This window comes from Actinopolymorpha alba DSM 45243, assembly GCF_000373925.1.
GTDB lineage: Bacteria > Actinomycetota > Actinomycetes > Propionibacteriales > Actinopolymorphaceae > Actinopolymorpha > Actinopolymorpha alba.
Window position 1 is genome coordinate 1 of sequence record NZ_KB892751.1, and the last position, 18,814, is coordinate 18,814.

The window sequence follows — 18,814 nt, forward strand, 5'->3', positions numbered from 1 at the left end:
TACGTGGTCATTAGGGGCTTCACATGGCATGGACGCCATGCAAGGCAGGTGCTAGCCATGTGAAGTACCCGCCAGGTGTACGCAATGTGAGACAACCTCCTGGATTGACCAGAAGGTGAGAGAAGGCGCTCGCCGACCAGCCACCTCACGCGGGATGCGTGCCGCTCGCTGACCGAGCCTGATCTACGGGACACGCCCTAGGCGAGATGAGTACGACCTCCCCACCGGATTGGGTTGGCGTACTCATGCTCGCCGCCACGACCACGGCCGATGCTGGTTCGCGTGCGGAGCCTCCACCGGACAAGGTAAACGGAAGAGGTCACCGATGCGGGGTGCGATTCTGGCCGCTGTCGCGTACTGCGGAGCGGTCGCGGTTGTGTCGTGCTGGTGGGCCGCGTTCGAACGCGTCGCCGGCACCAACCGGTATGTCGCCGGGCTCGATCATGCGCTGGCCAGAGCTCTTCTGACTCCGCCCGCGAGGTGGCTGGCCGCCACGCTGATGTTGTGGTGGCTGCAGGAGCCGAGCCCCTGGCTTGCCCCGCTGCTGGCCGGTGTGACGCTGACCTTCGTCAACCTCCTGGCGGAGCGGCTGTTCTGGCTGTCGGCGGCGATGACCGGCCTTTCGGAGTCGTTGGTCGCCCTCATCGCCGCGGCGGTGGCCGCCGGATGGTGGGCGTGCGCGACGGCGCCGGGGCAGTCCTGGCGGCGCCGGCTCGCCGGCGTGGTGGTCCTGGTGTCCCTCGCTCTTGTGGAGCGGATCTTCGCCACCTCCCTGGACGTGGCCGTCAAGCACCGGGAGATTGTCTCGACCGGCCTGCGCCCGTTGCTGGTCGATGATCCGTCCTGGGAACTCGACTACGTCTACGTGTCACCCGACCGGCGCTCCATCAGCGTGGGTTATGAGAACGCGGCCGCCGACAACTCGCTGTCGGTCGACCTGCTCAGGGTCGACGGCGCCACGGCGGAGCGACTACCCAGACTGGGAACAGGGGAGACAAGGAGTTCGGAGGCATCGTCGCGTTATCTGGCCAGGGTCGACGACCAGGTGGTGCGCCTGGAGTTCGATCACGGAGGCCCCGATGACGTCAAGGCGGCGCAGATCCTGGCGTCGCTGCGCCCGGTGGCTCCCAGAGAACTCGCCGAACGCGATGCGGGCCTCACTCGGGCGTGGAGCCATGCCTGATCGGCCCCTGATCATTAGGCTGACCTCCAGCCTGCGGCAGATGCCAGCAGGACGAGGGGGTTGGAAACTGTCCGGCACACACTCACGCCTCCGCCAGCCATTCTCGTCCGGAACGGAGAAGTCATGCAGCCGAGCCGAGTGGAGTCAGAATCAGGCGACGCGGCGCCTTCGCTCCTCACCGGTTGGTGGCGGCACCTTCGCCTGCGTGCCCGCGAGAACGTCTTCGACCGGATCCGGGCCCTCTACAAGTCGTTCCAACTGATCGGCTGGCGTAACAGCGTCCGCGCGATCTTGTACGCGCTCTATCGGGCGCGCATCGACCGGCGGCTGCCGCAGCCCGGCGCACCCACCTCCCGTACCCCCGGCGATCTCCGGAACGCCGAGGAGATCCCGGGCGGGGCGCGGTTCTCGTTCGCGAACGCATCCCTCGACATCCGCTTCCTCGCCCATGGCGGCGTCTTTGTCGGCTGGGACGGCGCCCCTCCCACCCCGTCGTACGCCCTCGGAGCGTTCGGCGGGAACGCCGGCGGGGCGGAGCCTGACCCAGCGTCCGACAGCCGGCTCGCCCACGAGGGGGACAGTTGGTCGGTCAGCGCGGGTGATCTCACGGTGGTCGTCGACCGGAGCGGCGGCCTGACGTTTCGTACCCGCTCCGAGGAGGCCGGCCACGCCGACGGCTCGCTCGCGGAGGCAGGGGTGGCGGTCCGATACGACCCACCGCCGCAGTGGGACGGCAGTGCCTGGGCCCATCGCAGCGTGCTCGACAGCGACGCCGCCGTCATGGGACTCGGTGGGCGGAGCACCCCGCTGGACCGCCGTGGCCATACGTACCACCTGTGGAACACCGACCCGGGTGGCACCTACACCGTGGGCGACGACCCGCTGTGCCTGTCGATCCCGGTTTACCTGGTGGTGTCAGACGCCGGCTGCCATCTGGCGTTCTATGACAACAGCCACGCCGGGACGGTCGAGGTCGGCGAGGAGGTTGTGGCGCGGCTGAACGACGGGGACCTGCGCTACTACGTCTTCACCGGCACGCCGGCGGCGGCGCTCGAGCAGTACACCACGCTCACCGGCCGGCCCGCCCTGCCGCCGCGGTGGGCGCTTGGCTACCAGCAGTGCCGCTGGGGGTACGGCAGTGAGGCTGCGGTCCGTCGGATCGTGGAGCAGTTCGCCGAGCACGACCTGCCGCTGTCGGCGATCTGGCTCGATATCGACCACCTGGTCGAGCACCGCCCGTTCGCGGTCGATGAGGCGCGGTATCCCGACCTCGGTGGTCTCACGGCCGACCTCGCCGAGCGGAACGTCCACGTCGTAGTGATCGCGGACCCGGGCATCGGCAAGGTGCGGGGCGAACCAACGTACGAAAGCGGCCGCGCGGCCGACGCCTACTGCCGGGACGACCGCGGGCGGCCCGTGACCGGGGTGGTCTGGCCGGGCTGGACGGTGTTCCCCGATTTCACCGCCGAGCGCGCGCGTAGCTGGTGGAGCGGGCTCTACGAGGGATACGTCAAGCTCGGCGTCGCGGGGTTCTGGCACGACATGAACGAACCCTCCGTCTTCGCCGCCTGGGGTGACGGGACCTTGCCCCTCTCGACCCGGCACGACCTCGACGGCCGGGGCGGCGACCATCGCGAGGCGCACAACGTCTTCGCCCTGTTGCTCAACCACGCGGGGTTCGAGGGGGTCCGAAGGTTCCGCCCCGACGAGCGGCCGTTCCTGCTCTCGCGAGCCGGCTTCGCCGGTCTGCAGCGGTACGCCGGCACCTGGTCGGGTGACATTGGTACGTCCTGGGACGGACTGCGGATCAGCCTGACCTTCACCCTGGGGCTCGGGACCTCCGGTGTGCCGTACTCCGGTCCTGACATCGGCGGCTTCGACGGGCACCCGTCTGATGAGCTGTACGTCCGGTGGTTCCAGCTGGGCGCGTACCTCCCGTTCTTCCGGGTCCACTGCGCCGCCGCCCTGCCCGCCCGCGAGCCGTGGGCGCTCGGGCCGGAGGTGCTGGAGCGGGTACGCCCGGCTTTGCGTGAGCGGTACGAGCTGCTGCCGTACTGGTACACCCTCGCCTGGGAGGCGCACCGCACCGGCGCTCCCTACGTCCGTCCGCTGCTGTGGGCGGATCCGGCCGACGCGGCGCTGCGCTGGGTCGACGACGAGTTCCTCCTCGGGGACGCGCTCCTCATCGCGCCGGTGCTGGAGGAGGGCGCACGCGAACGCATCGTCCGACTGCCGCAAGGGCGGTGGTACGACCGGCGTACCGGCGAGGTCTACGACGGACCGGGGCACGTGACCATCCCGGCACCGCTGGACGTGACGCCGGTCCTGGTCCGGGCGGGCACCGTGCTCCCGGTCGAAAAGGACGGGCAGCTGTCGCTGGAGGCGTACCTCCCCGAGGACGCTTCGGAGGGCGAGCCCGGCACGGGCGGGGTCCTGGTGACAGACCGCGGCGACGGGTACGCCGAACCAGTCGAGGAGCGGTTCACCATCAGGTTCGGGCCAGACGGTGAGCCGGTCATCGACTACACCGGTCCAGCGGAAACGCTGCCGTACCCCGTCCGCTGGTACCAGCCCCGGTGATCAGGCGCGCAGGTCAGGAGAGCTGGCGGAGCCGGATCGTCTCCGGCATGTCCAGGAGGACCCGCACCACGTCGGCCTCGGCCGGTGCGCCGATGTCGGTGATCACGTAGCCGACCTCGCCCCGGGTGCCGAGGAACTGCCCCTCGATGTTGACCCCGTGCTCGGCGAGGACGCCGTTGATGGTGGCCAGCACGCCCGGGGTGTTGACGTGGGTGTGCGCCAGGCGGTGTGTCCCCGCCCGCTCCGGCAGGGCGAGCTCGGGCAGGTTGACGCTCAGCGAGGTGTTGCCGTCGTTGGCGTAGTGGCGCAGCTTGGAGGCGACGAAGCGCCCGATGTCCTGCTGTGCCTCCTCGGTCGAGCCACCGACGTGCGGCGTCAGGATGACGTTCGGGAGTCCGCGCAGCTCCGACTCGAACGGCTCGCCGCGGCGCTTCGGCTCCTGCGGGAACACGTCGACGGCGGCGCCGGCGACGTGGCCGGACTCGATGTGCTTGCGCAGCGCCACGTGGTCGACCAGGAATCCCCGGGAGAGGTTGAGGAAGATCGAACCCGGCCGCATCCGCCCGAACTCCGCCTCCCCGAACATCCCGCTGTTACCGGGCCGGCCGTCCACGTGCAAGGTGACGACGTCCACGCTCTCGAGCAGTTCCTCGATCGAGGAGCAGCGCACCGCGTTGCCGAGGGCGAGTTTGTCGGCGATGTCGAAGAAGTACACAGACATGCCGAGCGTCTCGGCCAGCACCGACAGCTGGCTCCCGATGTTGCCGTACCCCACGATGCCCAGCCGGCGTCCGCGTATCTCGTGACTGCCGGCGGCCGACTTGTCCCAGATCCCGGCATGCATGTCGCGGCTCTTGTCGGTGAGCCGGCGGGTCAGCGCGATGATCTCGGCGATCGCAAGCTCGACGACGCTGCGGGTGTTGGAGAACGGCGCGTTGAAGACCGCGATGCCGCGCTTGGTCGCCGCTTGCAGGTCGATCTGGTTGGTGCCGATGCAGAACGCACCGACGCTGACCAGGTCCGTGGCCTTGTCGAGGACCGCCGCCGTGAGCTGGGTGGTCGATCGGATCCCGAGCAGGTGGACGCCGGGGATCCGCTCCGCCAGCTCCCCCTCACCGAGCGCGCCGTCGTACGTCTCGACCTTGAAGCCGGCGCTCGACAGCACATCGGTGGCGTCGGGGTGGATGTTCTCCAGCAACAGGACGTTGATCTTGTCGTCTCCGATCGGGGCCATGCACACGATGGTGCCCCCTCGTTCGCCGAACACCACACCCGGGTCGGGGTGCCGGGGCCCGTCACGGCTCATCCGCCGGGCGCGGACCGGCGGACGACGGCACAGCGACGCGGCGGACGGCAGCGCGGCGGACAGCGACGCGGACGAGGACGGACCCGATCACCACGACCCCGATCCAGGCGAATGGACTGGGTACGTTGACAGCCGTCACCGCGGTGACGAAGGCAATGCAGGCGCCGCCCATCATCCCGACATGGCGGGTTGTTCCGCCGCCAATCCGGCCACGGATGGCGAGCCGGCCCGTTTCACCCAGACCTACTGAGAAGACCGCGACCAGCAGGAACGGCCACAACCGCCGCGGTTCGAGCAGCACCAGCCCGACAGCGGTCAGAGCCACGCCGCGGAGCGCGTAGACGAACGCACGTCCGGTCAGCACGTGTGCCCGGGTGCCCTTCTCCCGCAGCGCGATCACCGGGATAAGGAGCAGCCCGGCGGCCCCGCAGGCGATGTGCAGTGCCAGGAGAATGCCGCGCGCCATGTCCGTACCCCATCCGCCGTGTCCATCGCAGAGCCCAGTCCAGGACATCGCGTACGTACCACCACGTCCAACAGCGATCCGAACCCGATTGACAACCGCTGGTTGTCAGTGAGGATGGACGGCGATGGACGTCGACACCGCCCTGCTGCGCGCCTTCGTGACCACCGCGGAGGAATGCCACTTCGGGCGGGCGGCGCACCGCCTGGTCCTGAGCCAGCAAGCCCTGTCCAAGCGGATCGCCCGGCTGGAGAGCCTGCTCGGCATCCGGTTGTTCGACCGTACGCGGCGGCGGGTCGAGCTGACGGCGGCCGGCATCCGCTTCCTGCCGTACGCGCGAGAAGCCGTCGACGCGGTCGACGCCGCTGCCGCCGCGCTGATCACGCCGGACCTCCCGCTCACCGTCGACGTCTTGGACGAACACCTGACCGCGCTCCAGCTCGTACGCCGGGCGCTCGAGCACGATCCAGAGCTGACCGTCCACGTCACCATGCGGGAGCACCGGCGCTCCGTCGTCGAGGGGTTGCGCGCGGGTGACTTCGACGTCGCCTTGGGGCGGGCCGGGGCGGTGGATCAGCCGTGGCCGGCCGACGTACGCCGGCGACCGCTCTTCCTCGAACGGGTCGCGCTGCTGCTCGCCGCCACCGACCCGCTGGCCGCGCGGGCGGAGATCCCGCTGGCCGAGCTGCGGGGCGTTCCCCTGTGGTTTCCGGCGATCGGGGCACCGGAGGAGTGGATCAGCTATCTCCGGGAGTTCGCCGGGGCGTTCGGGCTCGACATCGACTACTCCGGATCGACGATGGGCATGGAACTCTTCATCGATCGGATCCGTACCGGCGATCGCCGGGGGACCTTCTACGCGTCCGGCATGCCGGCACCGCCGGACAGCCGGCTACGGGTCGTCCCGCTCGGCCCGCCGGCGCCGGTGTTCGCGTGGTGGGCGATGTGGCGCCGCCGCATCCCCGACCAGGTGATCGACCGGCTGGTGGCGAGCATGGTCGATGACCTGGCCGAGCAGTGGGCGTTCGCCGCCGACCCGGCGCGTGGCTGGCTGCCGGCTGCCGACCGGGCCTGCCTCGCCTCGGATCTCGACCGTGGCAACGCATCGGAACGCGCCAACTGGCCGCACCCGAAGAGCTCATCAGCACAGTGGGAGGGGCTCGACCGCCTGTGAGAGGTTCATTGCCGCGCCCCAGGCGGATGTCGTACGGCTGGTGGATGGTGGCGGCGCTGGCGGTCACGACGACCGCGGGCTACGGCGTTCTGGCATACGCGTTCGCGGTCTTCCTCGTCCCCCTGCAGCACGACCTCGGGGCGAGCCGGATGGCGGTCACCGCGGCACCGGCGGTGAGCCTGCTCACCTCCGCGGCCACTGCCGTACCAGTGGGGCGCTGGCTGGACCGGCACGGCGGCCGGGCACTGATGGTCGGGAGTTCGCTGCTGGCCACCCTCGGCCTGCTGGCGTGGTCACGCGTCGAGAACGTCATGCAGTTCTACGCCGTGTCGGTGCTCCTCGGCATCGCGGCCGCCGGGGTGCTCTACGAGGCGGCGTTCGCCGTGGTGGTGCTCTGGTTCCGGGACCCGCGCCCGGGGGAGGGCGGCCGGGCGGATCGGAGCCGGTTGGGGACCGCGATGCTGGCGATCACGATCGTCGGCGGCTTCGCGTCGACGATCTTCCTGCCGCTCACCGCGGTGCTGGTGGAGACGTACGGCTGGCGCCTGGCGCTCGTCGTCCTCGCCCTGATCTACGGCCTCGTCACGGTTCCGCTGCACCTGCTCGTTCGGCGCCCTGCGGATGCCACCGGCAGGGAGGCTCAGGGGTCTGTTGGCGGGCACCGTCCAGAGGGGCGCAGTCCGGAGGCGCCACGGCCGGCGGCGCTGAGGGTGGGGGTGGGCCCAGGCGGGCGAAGCCCGCGTGGGGCTGGAAACCACACAGCGGCGTTCCGTGATCGGGCGTACTGGCTGATCGGCGCCGTCTTCGTCGCCCAGGGCATCGGCGTTTTCGTGATCGGCGTGCACCTGGTCGCCTACCTCGGCGAGCTTGGCCACCCGCCGACCACCGCCGCCACCGTGGCCGGACTGCTGGGGGTCCTGTCGGTCACGGGCCGGATCGTGACCACGGCCGCGCAACGGCGGATCCGGGCCACCTCGGTGGTGGCCGCGGTCTTCGTCCTGCAGGCGGTGGGTGCGTTCCTGTTGCCGTTCGTCGGGGCCGGCCCGGTCGGCGCGGTCGCCTGCGTGCTTGCGTTCGGCCTCGGCTTCGGGGTCAGCACCATCGCCCGCCCGGCGATGCTGGCCGAGCGGTACGGCGTCGAGGGGTACGCGACGCTGGCCGGACTGCTCGCGGCGTTCCTCATGGTGGCCAAGGCGCTCAGCCCGCTCGGCGCGGCCTGGCTACGCACCGCTGCCGGCAGCTACACGCCCGTCATGTTCATCTGCGCCGCCGGAAGTCTGCTGGGTGCCGCCGGCCTGGTCGCCATCGGTCGGCTGCCGCGGCGCCAGGCGCAGGGAGAGCGCCGCGGCGAGGAAGCAGAGGAGCCCCGCGCCGGTGAACGCGACGGTGTAGCTGCCGAGGTTGTCGCGGAGCACTCCGGCCGCGGTGGCGGCGATGGCGGCTCCGATCTGGTGGGACGCGAAGACCCAGCCGAAGACGATCGGCCCGGACGCTCCGAAGTGCAACCGGCACAGGGCGATGGTCGGCGGGACCGTGGCCACCCAGTCCAGCCCGTAGAAGATGATGAAGATCAGCAGACTCGGATGCGCGGTCGCGTCCAGTAGGTAGGGGAGCACCAGCAGCGACCCACCACGCAACGCGTAATACATGCCGAGGAGCGCCGGAGCGGAGAACCTGTCGGTGAGCCACCCGGACGCGATCGTCCCCACCACGTCGAGGATCCCGATAACGGCGAGCAGGGAGGCCGCGATCGGCTCGGCCATGCCGTGGTCATGCGCGGCGGGGATGAAGTGGATCTGGATCAGGCCGTTGGTCGAGATACCGCAGATCGCGAACCCGATCGCGAGCAGCCAGAACGCCCTGGTCCGGGCCGCGCTGGCGAGGACGCTGAGGGCTCGACCCGAACGCCGGGCCTGCGGTCCGGAGGGTGGGGTCGGCTCGCCGGGCGCGTCGGTTTCGTCGGCCTCGTCGTCGGTGGCGCCGTAGGGTCGGGTGCCGACGTCGCGCGGGTGGTTGCGGAGGAACGCCAGCACGAAGGGTATGACGAGCACCGCGGCCCCGGCGACCACCCAGGACGCCGTACGCCAACCCGTGCCGACCACCAGGGTGGCGAGGACCGGCAGGAACACCAACCGTCCGGCGGCTCCGCCCGCGGTCAGCACGCCGGTGACGAGGCCGCGGCGACTGGCGAACCACCGGCCGGTGATGGTGGCGACGAACGCCAGCGCCATCGACCCGGTGCCGAGCCCGACCAGGATTCCCCAGAACAGCACCAGCTGCCAGCTCCGCGTCATGAGAACTGTCAGACCGCTGCCGAGTGCGATGAGGGCGAGCGCGACGCTCAGGACCTGACGTATGCCGAACCGCTCCATGAGTGCGGCCGCGAACGGCGCGGTCACGCCGTACAACACCAGGTTGACCGAGATCGCCAGCGAGATCGTCCCGCGGGACCAGCCGAACTCCTCCTGCAGGGGTGTGACCATGACGCCAGGCGCCGCTCCGAACGCCGCGGCTCCGACCAGCGCGAGCAGAGCGACGCCGGCGACGATCCAGGCCCGGTGAATGGTGGGTATCCGCACTCGGACCAGCATTCCGTCTGGACGGTTCGGCGGCGAGTGGCCCGACGGCCATGGTGTGAAAGGATCCGGCCATGGCTGCTCCCCTCGATACGCGGCATCGGGTGGCCGTCCTGGCGCTGGAGGACGCGGTGCCGTTCGACATCGGCACCGCGACCCAGGTCTTCAGGACCGCGCGCGACAGTGACGATCGTCGTTTGTACGCCGTCCAGGTCTGCACGCCCGACGGTGCGCCTGTCCGTACGAGCGCCGGCTTCGAGTTGCGGCCCGAGCACGGTCTCGAGGCCCTCCATGCAGCGGACACGGTGGTCGTCGCGGGCGTCCACGGCGGTCCGGCGATGTACGAGGGCACGCTCGAACCAAAGATCGCCGAGGCTTTGCGAGAGGTGGCGGCGACCGGCACCCGTCTGATGTCGATCTGCACGGGCGCGTTCGTGCTCGCCGCCATCGGCATCCTCGACGGCCGTCCGGCGACGACCCACTGGGCGCACGCCGCGCGGTTCCGCCAGCTGTATCCGCGGGTGCGGCTCGACCCGGACGTGCTGTTCGTCGACGACGGTGACGTCTTGACCTCAGCCGGCATCGGTGCCGGTATCGATCTCTGCCTTCACGTCGTACGCCGCGACCACGGCAGCGAGATCGCCAACCAGACGGCCCGCCGTTGCGTGGTGCCGCCCTGGCGTGACGGCGGTCAGTCGCAGTACATCGAGCGGCCGCTGCCCTCGGTCACCGGCGCGACGACCGAGCCGACCCGCCGGTGGCTGCTGGAACGTCTGGATGAACGCCTGGACCTGGCGGAGATGGCGGCCCATGCGCGGATGAGTGTCCGGTCGTTCACCCGCCGGTTCCGGGATGAGACGGGGATGAGTCCGGGTACCTGGCTGCTGAGGCAGCGCGTCGAACGCGCCCGTCACCTGCTCGAGGCGACGGACCTGCCGATTGACCGGGTGGCGCGAGACGCGGGCTTCGGTACGGCGGCGTCGATGCGCCAGCACCTTCGCGAGGCACTGGGCGTTGCACCGCTGGCGTACCGGCGTACGTTCCGCGGCACGACCTGACCCTGCCTGACCTGACCTGACCTGACCGCCGCGCCGCTCCGGAATGATGGGGCGATGACGTGGACCGCACCTGCGATCACCCGCATTGACGAGCCTTTCGTCGCGGACGAGCGCGCCATGCTCGAGGGCTTTCTCGAATGGGAACGCGCCACCCTCTTACACAAGTGCGCCGGGCTCACCGGCGAGCAACTCGCCCTGCGTCCAGTCGCGCCGTCGACGCTCTCCCTTCTCGGGCTGGTGCGCCATCTCGCCTCAGTGGAGCGGCATTGGTTCCGCCGCCGCTTCCGTGGTGAGGCGGTCGAGCCGCTGTTCTCGCGCGAAGGAGTGCCGGGTGTTGCCTTCAGCGAGGTCGATCCGAGCCGCGCCGAGGCCGACTTCGACTGCCTCATGGCCGAATGGTCGCTGTGTCGTCGCGCGGTAGCCGGCGCCGCACTCGACGAGACGTTCATCACCGAAGGTTGGGGCGAGATGTCGTTGCGCTGGCTCTACCAGCACATGATCAATGAGTACGCCCGGCACAACGGGCACGCGGACCTGTTGAGAGAACGCATCGACGGGCGGGTGGGCGCCTAGCTTCGCGTTTTGACGGTGCTGCGGAGCAGGGAGTGGAGTTTGGCTCGTCAATCTCGGCTTGACGTGTTGGCCCGGCGTTTGAGAGAGCTGGCCCGTACGTGCAACTCCGTCGGCAGGACTGCCCGCGACGGCGGCCGGGAGGGGTCCGCGATTCGTTGGAGGAGCAACTCCGCGGCCGTACGTCCGATGTCATACGTCGGTTGGGTGATGGTGGACAGCGGCGGCCGGATGAGCGTCGCGGAGGGTACGTCGTCGAAGCCGAACACTCCGACGTCCGCGGGAATGCTGACGCCCCGGTCGACCAGGCATTCCAGGGCGCCGACGGTCATGAGGTTGTTGGTCGCGAAGACCGCGTCGGGCCTCGGGGTGTGGTCGAGCAGGTCACCCATCGCGGCATGCCCGCCGGCCTCGCGGAAGTCGGCGTACCTGATCAGTCGGGAATCGACGTCGCGACCGCTCGCCCGCAGCGCGCGGCGGTAGCCTTCGAGCCGCTGCTGCGCAGTACTGATGTCGCGCGGCCCGGTGATGCACGCGATCCGGCTGAAGCCCTCGCTCACCAGATGGTCGGTCGCAAGCTGCGCGGCATGGGTGTTGTCGACCGTCACGATGTCGACCGTGGCGCCGCGCAACTGTCGGTCGATCGCCACCAGCGGGACTGATGCGGCGAGGAGCTGCCGCATGGGCGCGCTGCGGCTGCTGGAGGAGATGCTGCGATTGGTGGGGGAGATGATGACGCCGGCCATCTGCTCGGCAAGGATCGCGGCGATGTAGTCGGCTTCCTTGTCGGGATTCTCGTCGCTGTTGCAGAGCACCACGGAGTACTTCGCCTGTTGCGCGACATCCTCGACACCGCGTACGAGCGCGGTGAAGAACGGGTTGTTGATGTCGGAGACGAGGACCGCCCACAGGTTGGTCTGGCTGCGGCGCAGGCTGCGGGCCAGGGCGTTCGGGCGGTAGTCGAGGTCGCTGGCGGCCTTGCGGACGCGCTTGGCCAGGGCCTCGTCAACGGTCAGCTTGCCGTTGAGTACGCGGGAGACGGTCGAGGGCGACACCTTGGCCAGGCGGGCGACGTCATAGATCGTGGGCATGTTGATCCGCCAGCGTAGGCCATCAGGCCCCCGAACCCGCCCGAGCTTGGTACGGCTGGCCGCGTTGGGCCGGGGGCCTCCCACGCTCGGGCGCCCTGTCCCGGAAGATGCGCACGCCGACCGGTCCTGCCTCAATGACCACGTATACGTGATCATTGAGGGCACGCTCGGAGTTGGGTCGGGGGCACCCTTGGCCGACAGATTCCGAACCAGGGTGCCCCCGACCCACAAAGCGGGGCGCGCTCAGATCATCCGGCGGGCCAGGTTGTCCTTCTGCGCCGGACCTGGCTCCCAGTGCGCGATCCACGGCGCCTCGGGGTAGAGGTGCAGCACGCCGTCCTCCAGCCAGACGTACTTACCGTCCAGGACTCGCCTGGCCATCGCGTCGTCGCTGGAGTCGGAGTTGTGCCACAGCCGGGTGAACTTGTCCTTGACGCGGACCCGCGACTGTTCGCAGAACGCCGCCGCGAGATCGTACGCCGCAGCACCACGCTCGGGGTCTTCCTGGCGCAGCCGCTCGGCGCGGACGCAGGCGGCCGTCATCGCGAAGAGCTCAGCCCCGATGTCGACGACCCGCGCAAGGAAGCCTTGACGGAACTCCAGCTTCGCCTGCCAGCGGGCCATTCCGTAGAAGGTGTTGCGGGCGAGCTTGCGCGAGGACCGCTCGACGAACCGCAGGTGCCGCGCGAGGTCGCCGAATTCGGAGTACGACCGCGGTACCTGCCCCTTGCCCACGGCAAGGCGCGGCAGCCACGAGGCGTAGAAGTCGCTCGCCTTCACCGCGGACTTCGCCTTGGCGCCCATGCTCGCGTGCACGTTGGCGAGCTCACCCGCGGCCTGCAGGTGCGTGTCCACCGCCTCGCGCGCGATGAACAGATGCATGATCTCCGTCGATCCTTCGAAGATCCGGTTGATCCGCAGGTCCCGCAGCATCTGCTCGACGGGAACTCCCCGCTCGCCGCGGGCCGCCAGGGACTCGGCCGTTTCGTACCCTCGCCCACCCCTGATCTGGACGAGTTCGTCGGCCATCTGCCAGGACATCTCGCTGGCGAACAGCTTCGCGATCGCCGCCTCCAGCCGGATGTCCAGCTCACCCTCGTCGGCTATGTTGGCGGATAGCTCGAGGATGCTTTCGAGCGCGTACGACGTCGCCGCGATGAACGAGATCTTGTGGGCGATCGCCGCGTGCCGGCCGATCGGTCGGCCCCATTGTTCGCGTTCCTTCGACCATTCGCGCGCGACCTTGAGGCACCACTTGCCGGCGCCGGCGCACATGGCCGGGATGGAGAGCCGTCCGGTGTTGAGGGTCGTCAGGGCGATCTTGAGTCCCTGGCCCTCTCTGCCGAGGCGGTTCGCGGCTGGCACCACCACCTGGTGGAAGCGGGTGACGCCGTTCTCGATCCCGCGTAGACCCATGAAGCTGTTGCGGTTCTCGACGGTGATGCCGGGCGCGTCGGCTTCGACCACGAACGCGCTGACGCCGCCTCGGTGGCCCTCGCTTTCGGGCACCCGCGCCATCACGACGAGGAGTTCGGCCACGACGCCGTTCGTGGTCCAGAGTTTCACCCCGTCGAGGACGTACGCCGATCCGTCCTCAGTGGGGATGGCCGACATCGAAAGCCGCGCCGGGTCGGATCCGACGTCGGGCTCAGTGAGCAGGAACGCGCTGATCGCGCCGCGGGCGCAGCGAGGCAGGAACTCCCGCTTCTGTTCTTCGGTGCCGAACATCTTGACGGGCTCGGGTACGCCGATCGACTGGTGCGCGGACAGGAGCGCACCGATGCTCGGGTGGACTGAGCCGGCGAGCATGAGCCCTCTGCCGTAGTCGACCATCGACAGGCCGAGGCCGCCGTACTCCTCGGGGATCTTCATGCCGAACGCCCCGAGGCTGGCGAAGCCTTTGACGTATTCGTCTGGAATGCGCGCCTCGCGCTCGATGACCTGGCCGTCGAGGGTTTCGCAGTAGGCCTTCAGGCGTTGGAGGAACGCGGCGCCCTTGGCCGCCTTCTCGTCCGGAACACGCGGATGCGGGTGGACGAGGTCGAGGCGGAACTTGCCGAGGTACAGGTCCTTGGCGAAGCTCGGCTTGGCCCAGGTGGTTTCCCGAGCAGCCTCGGCGACCGCGCGTGCTTCGACTTCGGTAACCGGTGCGGTCTTGCTCATGGCTCAACCCTTTCGCCGTAAGCGCAGTGTGGTTCCGAACCTGATCAGGCTTCGCCCGCCCAGGCCCACTCCCACCGCCAGCTTCTCATCAGTGTTACTCGCGAGTAGCCAGCTGCCAAGCCCTTTTGAAAATCGCACCCACGGCCCTTTTCTGGCAGCAGAAGGGCAGGGTTGACAGAAAATCCGTGACGTACGGATTCGCGAATTGTTGGTGTTTTGCCGGTCCCGTACTGGATGGAAATTGTCTGGCGTTCTGTCCCGGAATTCAGCGCGGCCCGGTCGTCACCGGAATCCGGATCGGCGAATTGGGCCGCGGCGGCCCTCCCCAGCGCGGTACCACACGGTGCACCGTTGCCAGGAACACCGTCATGACCAGGCAGGCCGTGCCCGCGATACCGGCCGCACCGCCGGCGTACGCGGCGAACAGCCGCCGACGACTGACTCCCGTCAGGACCAGCTGCGGCGGGTCGGCGAGCCCGAGTCCGACCACCGCGATCACGAGGAGCCCCACTCCGATGAGCGCCAGCAGGGTGACGGCGTACGGATGCGCGTCCGCAGACGTGCTCGCCGCGTTCCGGCGCTGGGTGAGGACGAGGATCACGCCGGCCCCGGCTGCCCACGCGCCGACGACCAGGAGAGCCGCCAGCGAATCGCTGGGCCGATGCCATCCGGCGGCCAAAGTGGCGATGCCGGTGAGGCCGGCATAGCCCGCGCCAAGCATGGCGGCGAGCCCGCGCAGCCGCGGCGGGAGCACGAGGACCAGAGCAACGGCGACGGAAGCCGCCACGGTTGTGTGGCCGCTCGGCAGGCTGTTGACCTCGATCCGGGCTCCGGGGATACCGAGGTCCGGGCGATGGATGACGTCAAATTTCAGGATCTGGGTGGTGACGTTGGCGCCGGCGACGAGCAGGGTCGCGACGACAGCGAGCACGATCCGCCGGCGGGCGAGGGCGATGAATCCGATCACCGCCGTGGCGACCGCCAAGGAGAGCACCGTGATCGCGTCGAGCACCCTGGTGACGAGTACGTGAACATGGCTCCGGCCGATGGCGTTGCCCTCGAGCGCGATCCCGTCGAGAACCTGTCCGTGCGCCGTACGGACAAAAATCCACCATACGGCGGCCAGCGCACCTACCTGGGCGAGAGCCAACACCAGCAGCCAAACCGCAGTCAAACCCCGTGTGCGACTAGGCATGTGCTCACCGTAGCCGGTGAGGGTGAAGTCGTCGCGAGTACCTGCGGCCAGGGGTACGGGCTTCCTAGACTCATGGAAATCTGGGGGACCCCCGGGGGAGGCTGGGCGCGGGGGGAGGAAACATGGGCCGGCGCCTGACATTCTTCGCTTCCGCGACGGCAACGCTCGCGACAATCCTGGTAGCCGCGGTTCTCCTCGTGGGCTGCCAGGAGCAGCGGCCTGGCCGTGACCCGCGGACCGCGAGTTCACCGTCGAAGTCCGCGTCCGCGCACGTCAGCGGCACACCGTCGGCGCGCGAGGCGATACCCGCCGTCGACTTCCGCTCGACCCGCCGCTGGCAGAACGGCTTCGTCACCATCGTCCGGATCACCAACCACACCGAAGAGCCGCTGCGGTGGACGCTGAGTTTCCGCCTGCCAGCGAAGGTCCATCTCGACCAGGTGTGGGGTGCCGCCATCCACCAGGCCGGCGGTGGCCGGATGGACGCGCGCGGGGAGGACTACAACAAGCGCATCAAGCCCGGCCAGCGGGTGGAGTTCGGATTCCGGGCGACCGGCACCAACCAGGCATCTGTCGCGGAATGCAGCCTTAACGGTAAGCCCTGCCGGTGACTGGCCCTGGAGGGATGTGAGGCGGCCGGGACCTCGCGCGGAAGGTCGCCACCACGCAAGGCAGGGCCCCGAGTTGTCAGAAATTTCTCGGTCTCTTAGCCGAGAAACCTCTGACAGCTTGCCGAGAGCCTTATTCATTACCTCTGGCAGTCGGATAGGGGAACGGGATCATGATCAACTTGCAGAAATCGCCCAGGATTCGCTCCCGGGTTCAAGGGGTCGTCGCAACACCTGATCTGGTTCGAGAGCTGCTCACTATGCGAGATCGCCCACCGAGGTTGCGGTGACTTGGCGGAGGTGTGTCGGCAAAGAAGCCGACACACCTCCGCCAAGTCGCCTCCGTCGTTCAGCTCCAGCGCACGGTGAGGTGTCCTCCATCCGGGCCGCCGGGTGCCCGCACCACCTGCAGGTCGTCAACCACGGAACGCTCGACGGGGAGGTCGGTCTGGAGCTCCCGGTCGGTCTCGAACGCCGCGACAAGAGCGCCTTGACACCAGCGGAACGTCACCGAGTCGCTGCCGAAGCTCGCTATCTCGCCGGTCGCGTAGGCGAGCATGGCGCCGTCGAAGCGCAACCGCAATGGCAGCATGACACCGCGGCGGCCCGGCAGCACGATCTCGTGACCACCGAACAGCGGTCCCACGTCGTCGCCCTCGTGGAGCCGGAACGCCGCGTCGTAGCCGGCGAGGTTCAGGGCGTGCACGAACCGCTCGCCGTCGGCGTTCGCCGTCGAGGTGATGAGCAGGCTGGAGCGGTCGGCGTCATGCCGCAAGCCTGCCTTGACGCCCAGGGTCTCCAGCGCCGAGCGGTAGAGGGCGACATCGCTGCCCGGGTAGTCGGTGGTGAGAACGACGGCCCGCCCGTTGCCCACGCGCAGGTCGAAGCCGCAGCCAGCGCCTGAGTCGTAGTCGTACAGCAGGAGATCGCCGGAGCCCGAGCCCGCGCCCGCGTCCAGGTCGAAGAGTTGCGCATAGCTCACGCGGGTTTCGGGTCGGGGCGCCGCCCAGCCGGCCGCGCATACCGACAGGAAGAAGGCGTGGTCGCCGTACCGCTCCCCGCGCGGGCGGAGGCCGAACGCGTCTCGCAGGACCGTGCATGGTCGCGCTTCCAGGTCGTACGCCGGGACCTCACCGCACAGCAGCAGGCGACCACCGGCCCGCAGGTAGTCCGCAAGTCCGCCTTGCACACCGGCGTCCATGTACCGCGCGGAGGCGACGGCAAGCACCGGAACGTCGCCGGGGTCGATCGGGCGGCGTTGCGGGTCGACGGCACCGAAGCGATAGCCGGCGAGCAGCATCGCGCGCGCCATCATCTGGCCGGGACCACCGAACCGGTGGCGTTCGAGATTGTCGACGATCTCCCGCATGGTCGAGCTCGCGGGATAGACGGACTCGGTCATGAAATAGTCGGGCAGGAACGCGATCGCGAGATCGTCGTGCTCCTCGTCCATGGTCGCGAGTTTCGCGCTGACGGCACGGACCGCGTGGACCACCTCGGACGTCCGCGGATAGGTGAGGTTGAGCTGGCCCTCGGGGCCGACCGGGGCGCCGACACCATGGCGTTCACCCGTGAAGCTGATCCGGTCGTTTCCGTCGCCGACCGGGGTGTCGAGCCGGGGATTGATGCCTCCGGTGAACAGGTAGTAGTTGAGTAGCCGATTGCCCTGCGCCACGCAGAGCCGGGTCTTGAGATCGATGGTCGACGGGTCGTGGACGTGGGTGAGGTCGCGGCCGTAGTCGCCGTCACCGGCCTCGAACTCCACCGAGGTGAGTGGCTGGTCGGCGTCCTGCACGGCATCCATGAACGCGTTCATCAGATACAGGTCGGCGGCGTTGCGGGTGGTGAGGTCGCCGAGATAGTGGTCGGAGCCGGCGAGCATGCCGGGGATGCCGGCGTAGCTGTCCATCAGTTGGCTGATCCCGATGGGGTACGGCGTACCGCGGCCGTCGCTGGTGCCGTGGATGTTGACGACGAACGGAACGCCGGTCACGCCCTGCTCCTCGGCGTACTCCCGGAGTGCGCCGAAATACCTGGCGAACCGGTCGCGCATGTAAGAGCCGAGGTCGTGCATCAGCGCGGGCGCGTACTCCTCACGGGGCGAGCGGATCCCTTCGGCGCGCGCCTGCGGGTCATCGAGTGAGAAGGGGTACCGCGCGGACAGCGCCGCTCCGGAGTGTTGGTGGGTCAACCACCGAGCGAAGTCGGCCAGGACGTTGTCGGTGAGGTCCGGGGAGTTGGAGACCCACGACAGCATGCCGACCTCGTTGTCGAGTTGGACGGCCAGCACGTTGCCACCACGGGTGATGAGGCGTTCGGCCAGAACCGGCATCACCGCGGCGTACCACTTCCGGATCTCGGCGAGGAATGCCGGCGCGAGGTAGTCGACGGTACGCGTGGCGACGGTCGCGCCATCCCAGGTGACGGGGTGAATCTCGGGGTGCTCGTCGTACAGGCGATAGGGCAGGCCTTCGTTCTTGAGCTCCGCCATGATGAAAGGTCCGGGTCTGGCGAGGAAATAGAGCCCACGCTCACGGCAGGAGTCGATGAAGGCGCCCAGGTCGAGTTCTGGCCGGGTCCGGCCATCGAGGTCGAACGTCCCGTCCTTCTTCTCATGGCAGAGCCACGGGATATAGGACGCGACCGTGTCACAGCCGGCGGCGAGGAGCTTGTCCAGCCGGTCAGGCCAGTCGTCGCGCTCGAGACGGAAGTAGTGGATCTCCCCGCTGAGCAGGATGCGGGGCGAACCATCCACGAGGATGCGCTTGCGACGGATTTCGATCACGGGGACTCCCTCTTCATCGCCTCTTGCGAGCGGGTGCCGGCATCGTTACGATCCTGAAAACT

The 18,814-nt window shown here is 69.1% G+C and carries 13 protein-coding genes and 1 pseudogene; 7 read left to right on the forward strand and 7 right to left on the reverse strand.

Annotated features, from left to right (window positions below; genetic code table 11):
* Positions 1-325: 325 nt before the first annotated feature.
* Both B141_RS0114990 and B141_RS0114995 read left to right on the forward strand, forming a co-directional pair.
* Positions 326-1,183 (forward strand): hypothetical protein, encoded by an 858-nt coding sequence (locus B141_RS0114990; RefSeq protein ID WP_020575990.1) that lies wholly within the window; start codon positions 326-328, stop codon positions 1,181-1,183.
* A gap of 123 nt (positions 1,184-1,306) precedes the next feature.
* Entirely contained in the window at positions 1,307-3,763 is a 2,457-nt protein-coding gene (locus B141_RS0114995) for a glycoside hydrolase family 31 protein (protein ID WP_020575991.1), read from the forward strand.
* Positions 3,764-3,776: 13 nt separating this feature from the next.
* On the opposite strand, the gene serA is transcribed toward B141_RS0114995, so the two are convergent.
* Both serA and B141_RS0115005 read right to left on the reverse strand, forming a co-directional pair.
* Positions 3,777-4,997, reverse strand: a complete 1,221-nt coding sequence (serA, locus tag B141_RS0115000; RefSeq protein WP_026257242.1) for a phosphoglycerate dehydrogenase — start codon at positions 4,995-4,997, stop codon at positions 3,777-3,779.
* A gap of 61 nt (positions 4,998-5,058) precedes the next feature.
* On the reverse strand, positions 5,059-5,535 hold the full coding sequence (locus B141_RS0115005) for a DUF2306 domain-containing protein (RefSeq protein WP_020575993.1): 477 nt from the start codon (positions 5,533-5,535) through the stop codon (positions 5,059-5,061).
* Positions 5,536-5,659: 124 nt separating this feature from the next.
* Here B141_RS0115005 and B141_RS40755 point away from each other — a divergent pair, with 124 nt between their 5' ends.
* Complete coding sequence (locus tag B141_RS40755) at positions 5,660-6,706, forward strand: LysR family transcriptional regulator (protein WP_020575994.1); 1,047 nt, start codon at positions 5,660-5,662, stop codon at positions 6,704-6,706.
* A gap of 44 nt (positions 6,707-6,750) precedes the next feature.
* Positions 6,751-7,938 (forward strand): annotated as a pseudogene (locus B141_RS51425) (MFS transporter); the annotation flags it as partial.
* Here B141_RS51425 and B141_RS50710 read toward each other — a convergent pair.
* Positions 7,927-9,285 carry an MFS transporter gene (locus B141_RS50710; protein WP_237742705.1) on the reverse strand — a complete coding sequence of 453 codons (1,359 nt, stop codon included), beginning with the start codon at positions 9,283-9,285 and terminating at the stop codon, positions 7,927-7,929. The pseudogene B141_RS51425 and the gene B141_RS50710 overlap by 12 nt on opposite strands.
* Positions 9,286-9,356: 71 nt before the next feature.
* Here B141_RS50710 and B141_RS0115025 point away from each other — a divergent pair, with 71 nt between their 5' ends.
* Both B141_RS0115025 and B141_RS0115030 read left to right on the forward strand, forming a co-directional pair.
* Positions 9,357-10,340, forward strand: coding sequence for a GlxA family transcriptional regulator (locus B141_RS0115025; protein ID WP_020575998.1), 984 nt, complete (start codon positions 9,357-9,359; stop codon positions 10,338-10,340).
* 54 nt (positions 10,341-10,394) lie between these two features.
* Positions 10,395-10,913 (forward strand): DinB family protein, encoded by a 519-nt coding sequence (locus tag B141_RS0115030; protein ID WP_020575999.1) that lies wholly within the window; start codon positions 10,395-10,397, stop codon positions 10,911-10,913.
* A gap of 47 nt (positions 10,914-10,960) precedes the next feature.
* Here the strand turns inward: B141_RS0115030 and B141_RS0115035 are convergent, their stop codons facing one another.
* From B141_RS0115035 to B141_RS40760, 3 genes are all read right to left on the reverse strand, one after another.
* Positions 10,961-12,001 (reverse strand): LacI family DNA-binding transcriptional regulator, encoded by a 1,041-nt coding sequence (locus tag B141_RS0115035; protein WP_020576000.1) that lies wholly within the window; start codon positions 11,999-12,001, stop codon positions 10,961-10,963.
* A gap of 243 nt (positions 12,002-12,244) precedes the next feature.
* Complete coding sequence (locus B141_RS0115040) at positions 12,245-14,164, reverse strand: acyl-CoA dehydrogenase family protein (protein WP_020576001.1); 1,920 nt, start codon at positions 14,162-14,164, stop codon at positions 12,245-12,247.
* 265 nt (positions 14,165-14,429) lie between these two features.
* Positions 14,430-15,359 carry a phosphatase PAP2 family protein gene (locus tag B141_RS40760; RefSeq protein ID WP_051114082.1) on the reverse strand — a complete coding sequence of 310 codons (930 nt, stop codon included), beginning with the start codon at positions 15,357-15,359 and terminating at the stop codon, positions 14,430-14,432.
* A gap of 122 nt (positions 15,360-15,481) precedes the next feature.
* On the opposite strand from B141_RS40760, the gene B141_RS0115050 reads away from it, so the two are divergent.
* The gene (locus B141_RS0115050) at positions 15,482-15,970 is read left to right on the forward strand and encodes a cellulose binding domain-containing protein (protein ID WP_020576003.1); all 489 of its coding nucleotides are present in this window, start codon (positions 15,482-15,484) and stop codon (positions 15,968-15,970) included.
* A gap of 346 nt (positions 15,971-16,316) precedes the next feature.
* Here the strand turns inward: B141_RS0115050 and B141_RS0115055 are convergent, their stop codons facing one another.
* On the reverse strand, positions 16,317-18,752 hold the full coding sequence (locus B141_RS0115055; RefSeq protein ID WP_020576004.1) for a beta-galactosidase: 2,436 nt from the start codon (positions 18,750-18,752) through the stop codon (positions 16,317-16,319).
* Between the last annotated feature and the right edge of the window lie 62 nt (positions 18,753-18,814).

What these genes read in the sequence shown, in the direction of transcription:
- B141_RS0114990 (WP_020575990.1), top strand. Translation starts at nt 326, where the DNA reads ATGCGGGGTGCGATTCTGGCCGCTGTCGCGTACTGCGGAGCGGTCGCG.
- B141_RS0114995 (WP_020575991.1), top strand. Translation starts at nt 1,307, where the DNA reads ATGCAGCCGAGCCGAGTGGAGTCAGAATCAGGCGACGCGGCGCCTTCG.
- serA (WP_026257242.1), bottom strand. Translation starts at nt 4,997, where the DNA reads ATGGCCCCGATCGGAGACGACAAGATCAACGTCCTGTTGCTGGAGAAC.
- B141_RS0115005 (WP_020575993.1), bottom strand. Translation starts at nt 5,535, where the DNA reads ATGGCGCGCGGCATTCTCCTGGCACTGCACATCGCCTGCGGGGCCGCC.
- B141_RS40755 (WP_020575994.1), top strand. Translation starts at nt 5,660, where the DNA reads ATGGACGTCGACACCGCCCTGCTGCGCGCCTTCGTGACCACCGCGGAG.
- B141_RS0115025 (WP_020575998.1), top strand. Translation starts at nt 9,357, where the DNA reads ATGGCTGCTCCCCTCGATACGCGGCATCGGGTGGCCGTCCTGGCGCTG.
- B141_RS0115030 (WP_020575999.1), top strand. Translation starts at nt 10,395, where the DNA reads ATGACGTGGACCGCACCTGCGATCACCCGCATTGACGAGCCTTTCGTC.
- B141_RS0115035 (WP_020576000.1), bottom strand. Translation starts at nt 12,001, where the DNA reads ATGCCCACGATCTATGACGTCGCCCGCCTGGCCAAGGTGTCGCCCTCG.
- B141_RS0115040 (WP_020576001.1), bottom strand. Translation starts at nt 14,164, where the DNA reads ATGAGCAAGACCGCACCGGTTACCGAAGTCGAAGCACGCGCGGTCGCC.
- B141_RS40760 (WP_051114082.1), bottom strand. Translation starts at nt 15,359, where the DNA reads ATGCCTAGTCGCACACGGGGTTTGACTGCGGTTTGGCTGCTGGTGTTG.
- B141_RS0115050 (WP_020576003.1), top strand. Translation starts at nt 15,482, where the DNA reads ATGGGCCGGCGCCTGACATTCTTCGCTTCCGCGACGGCAACGCTCGCG.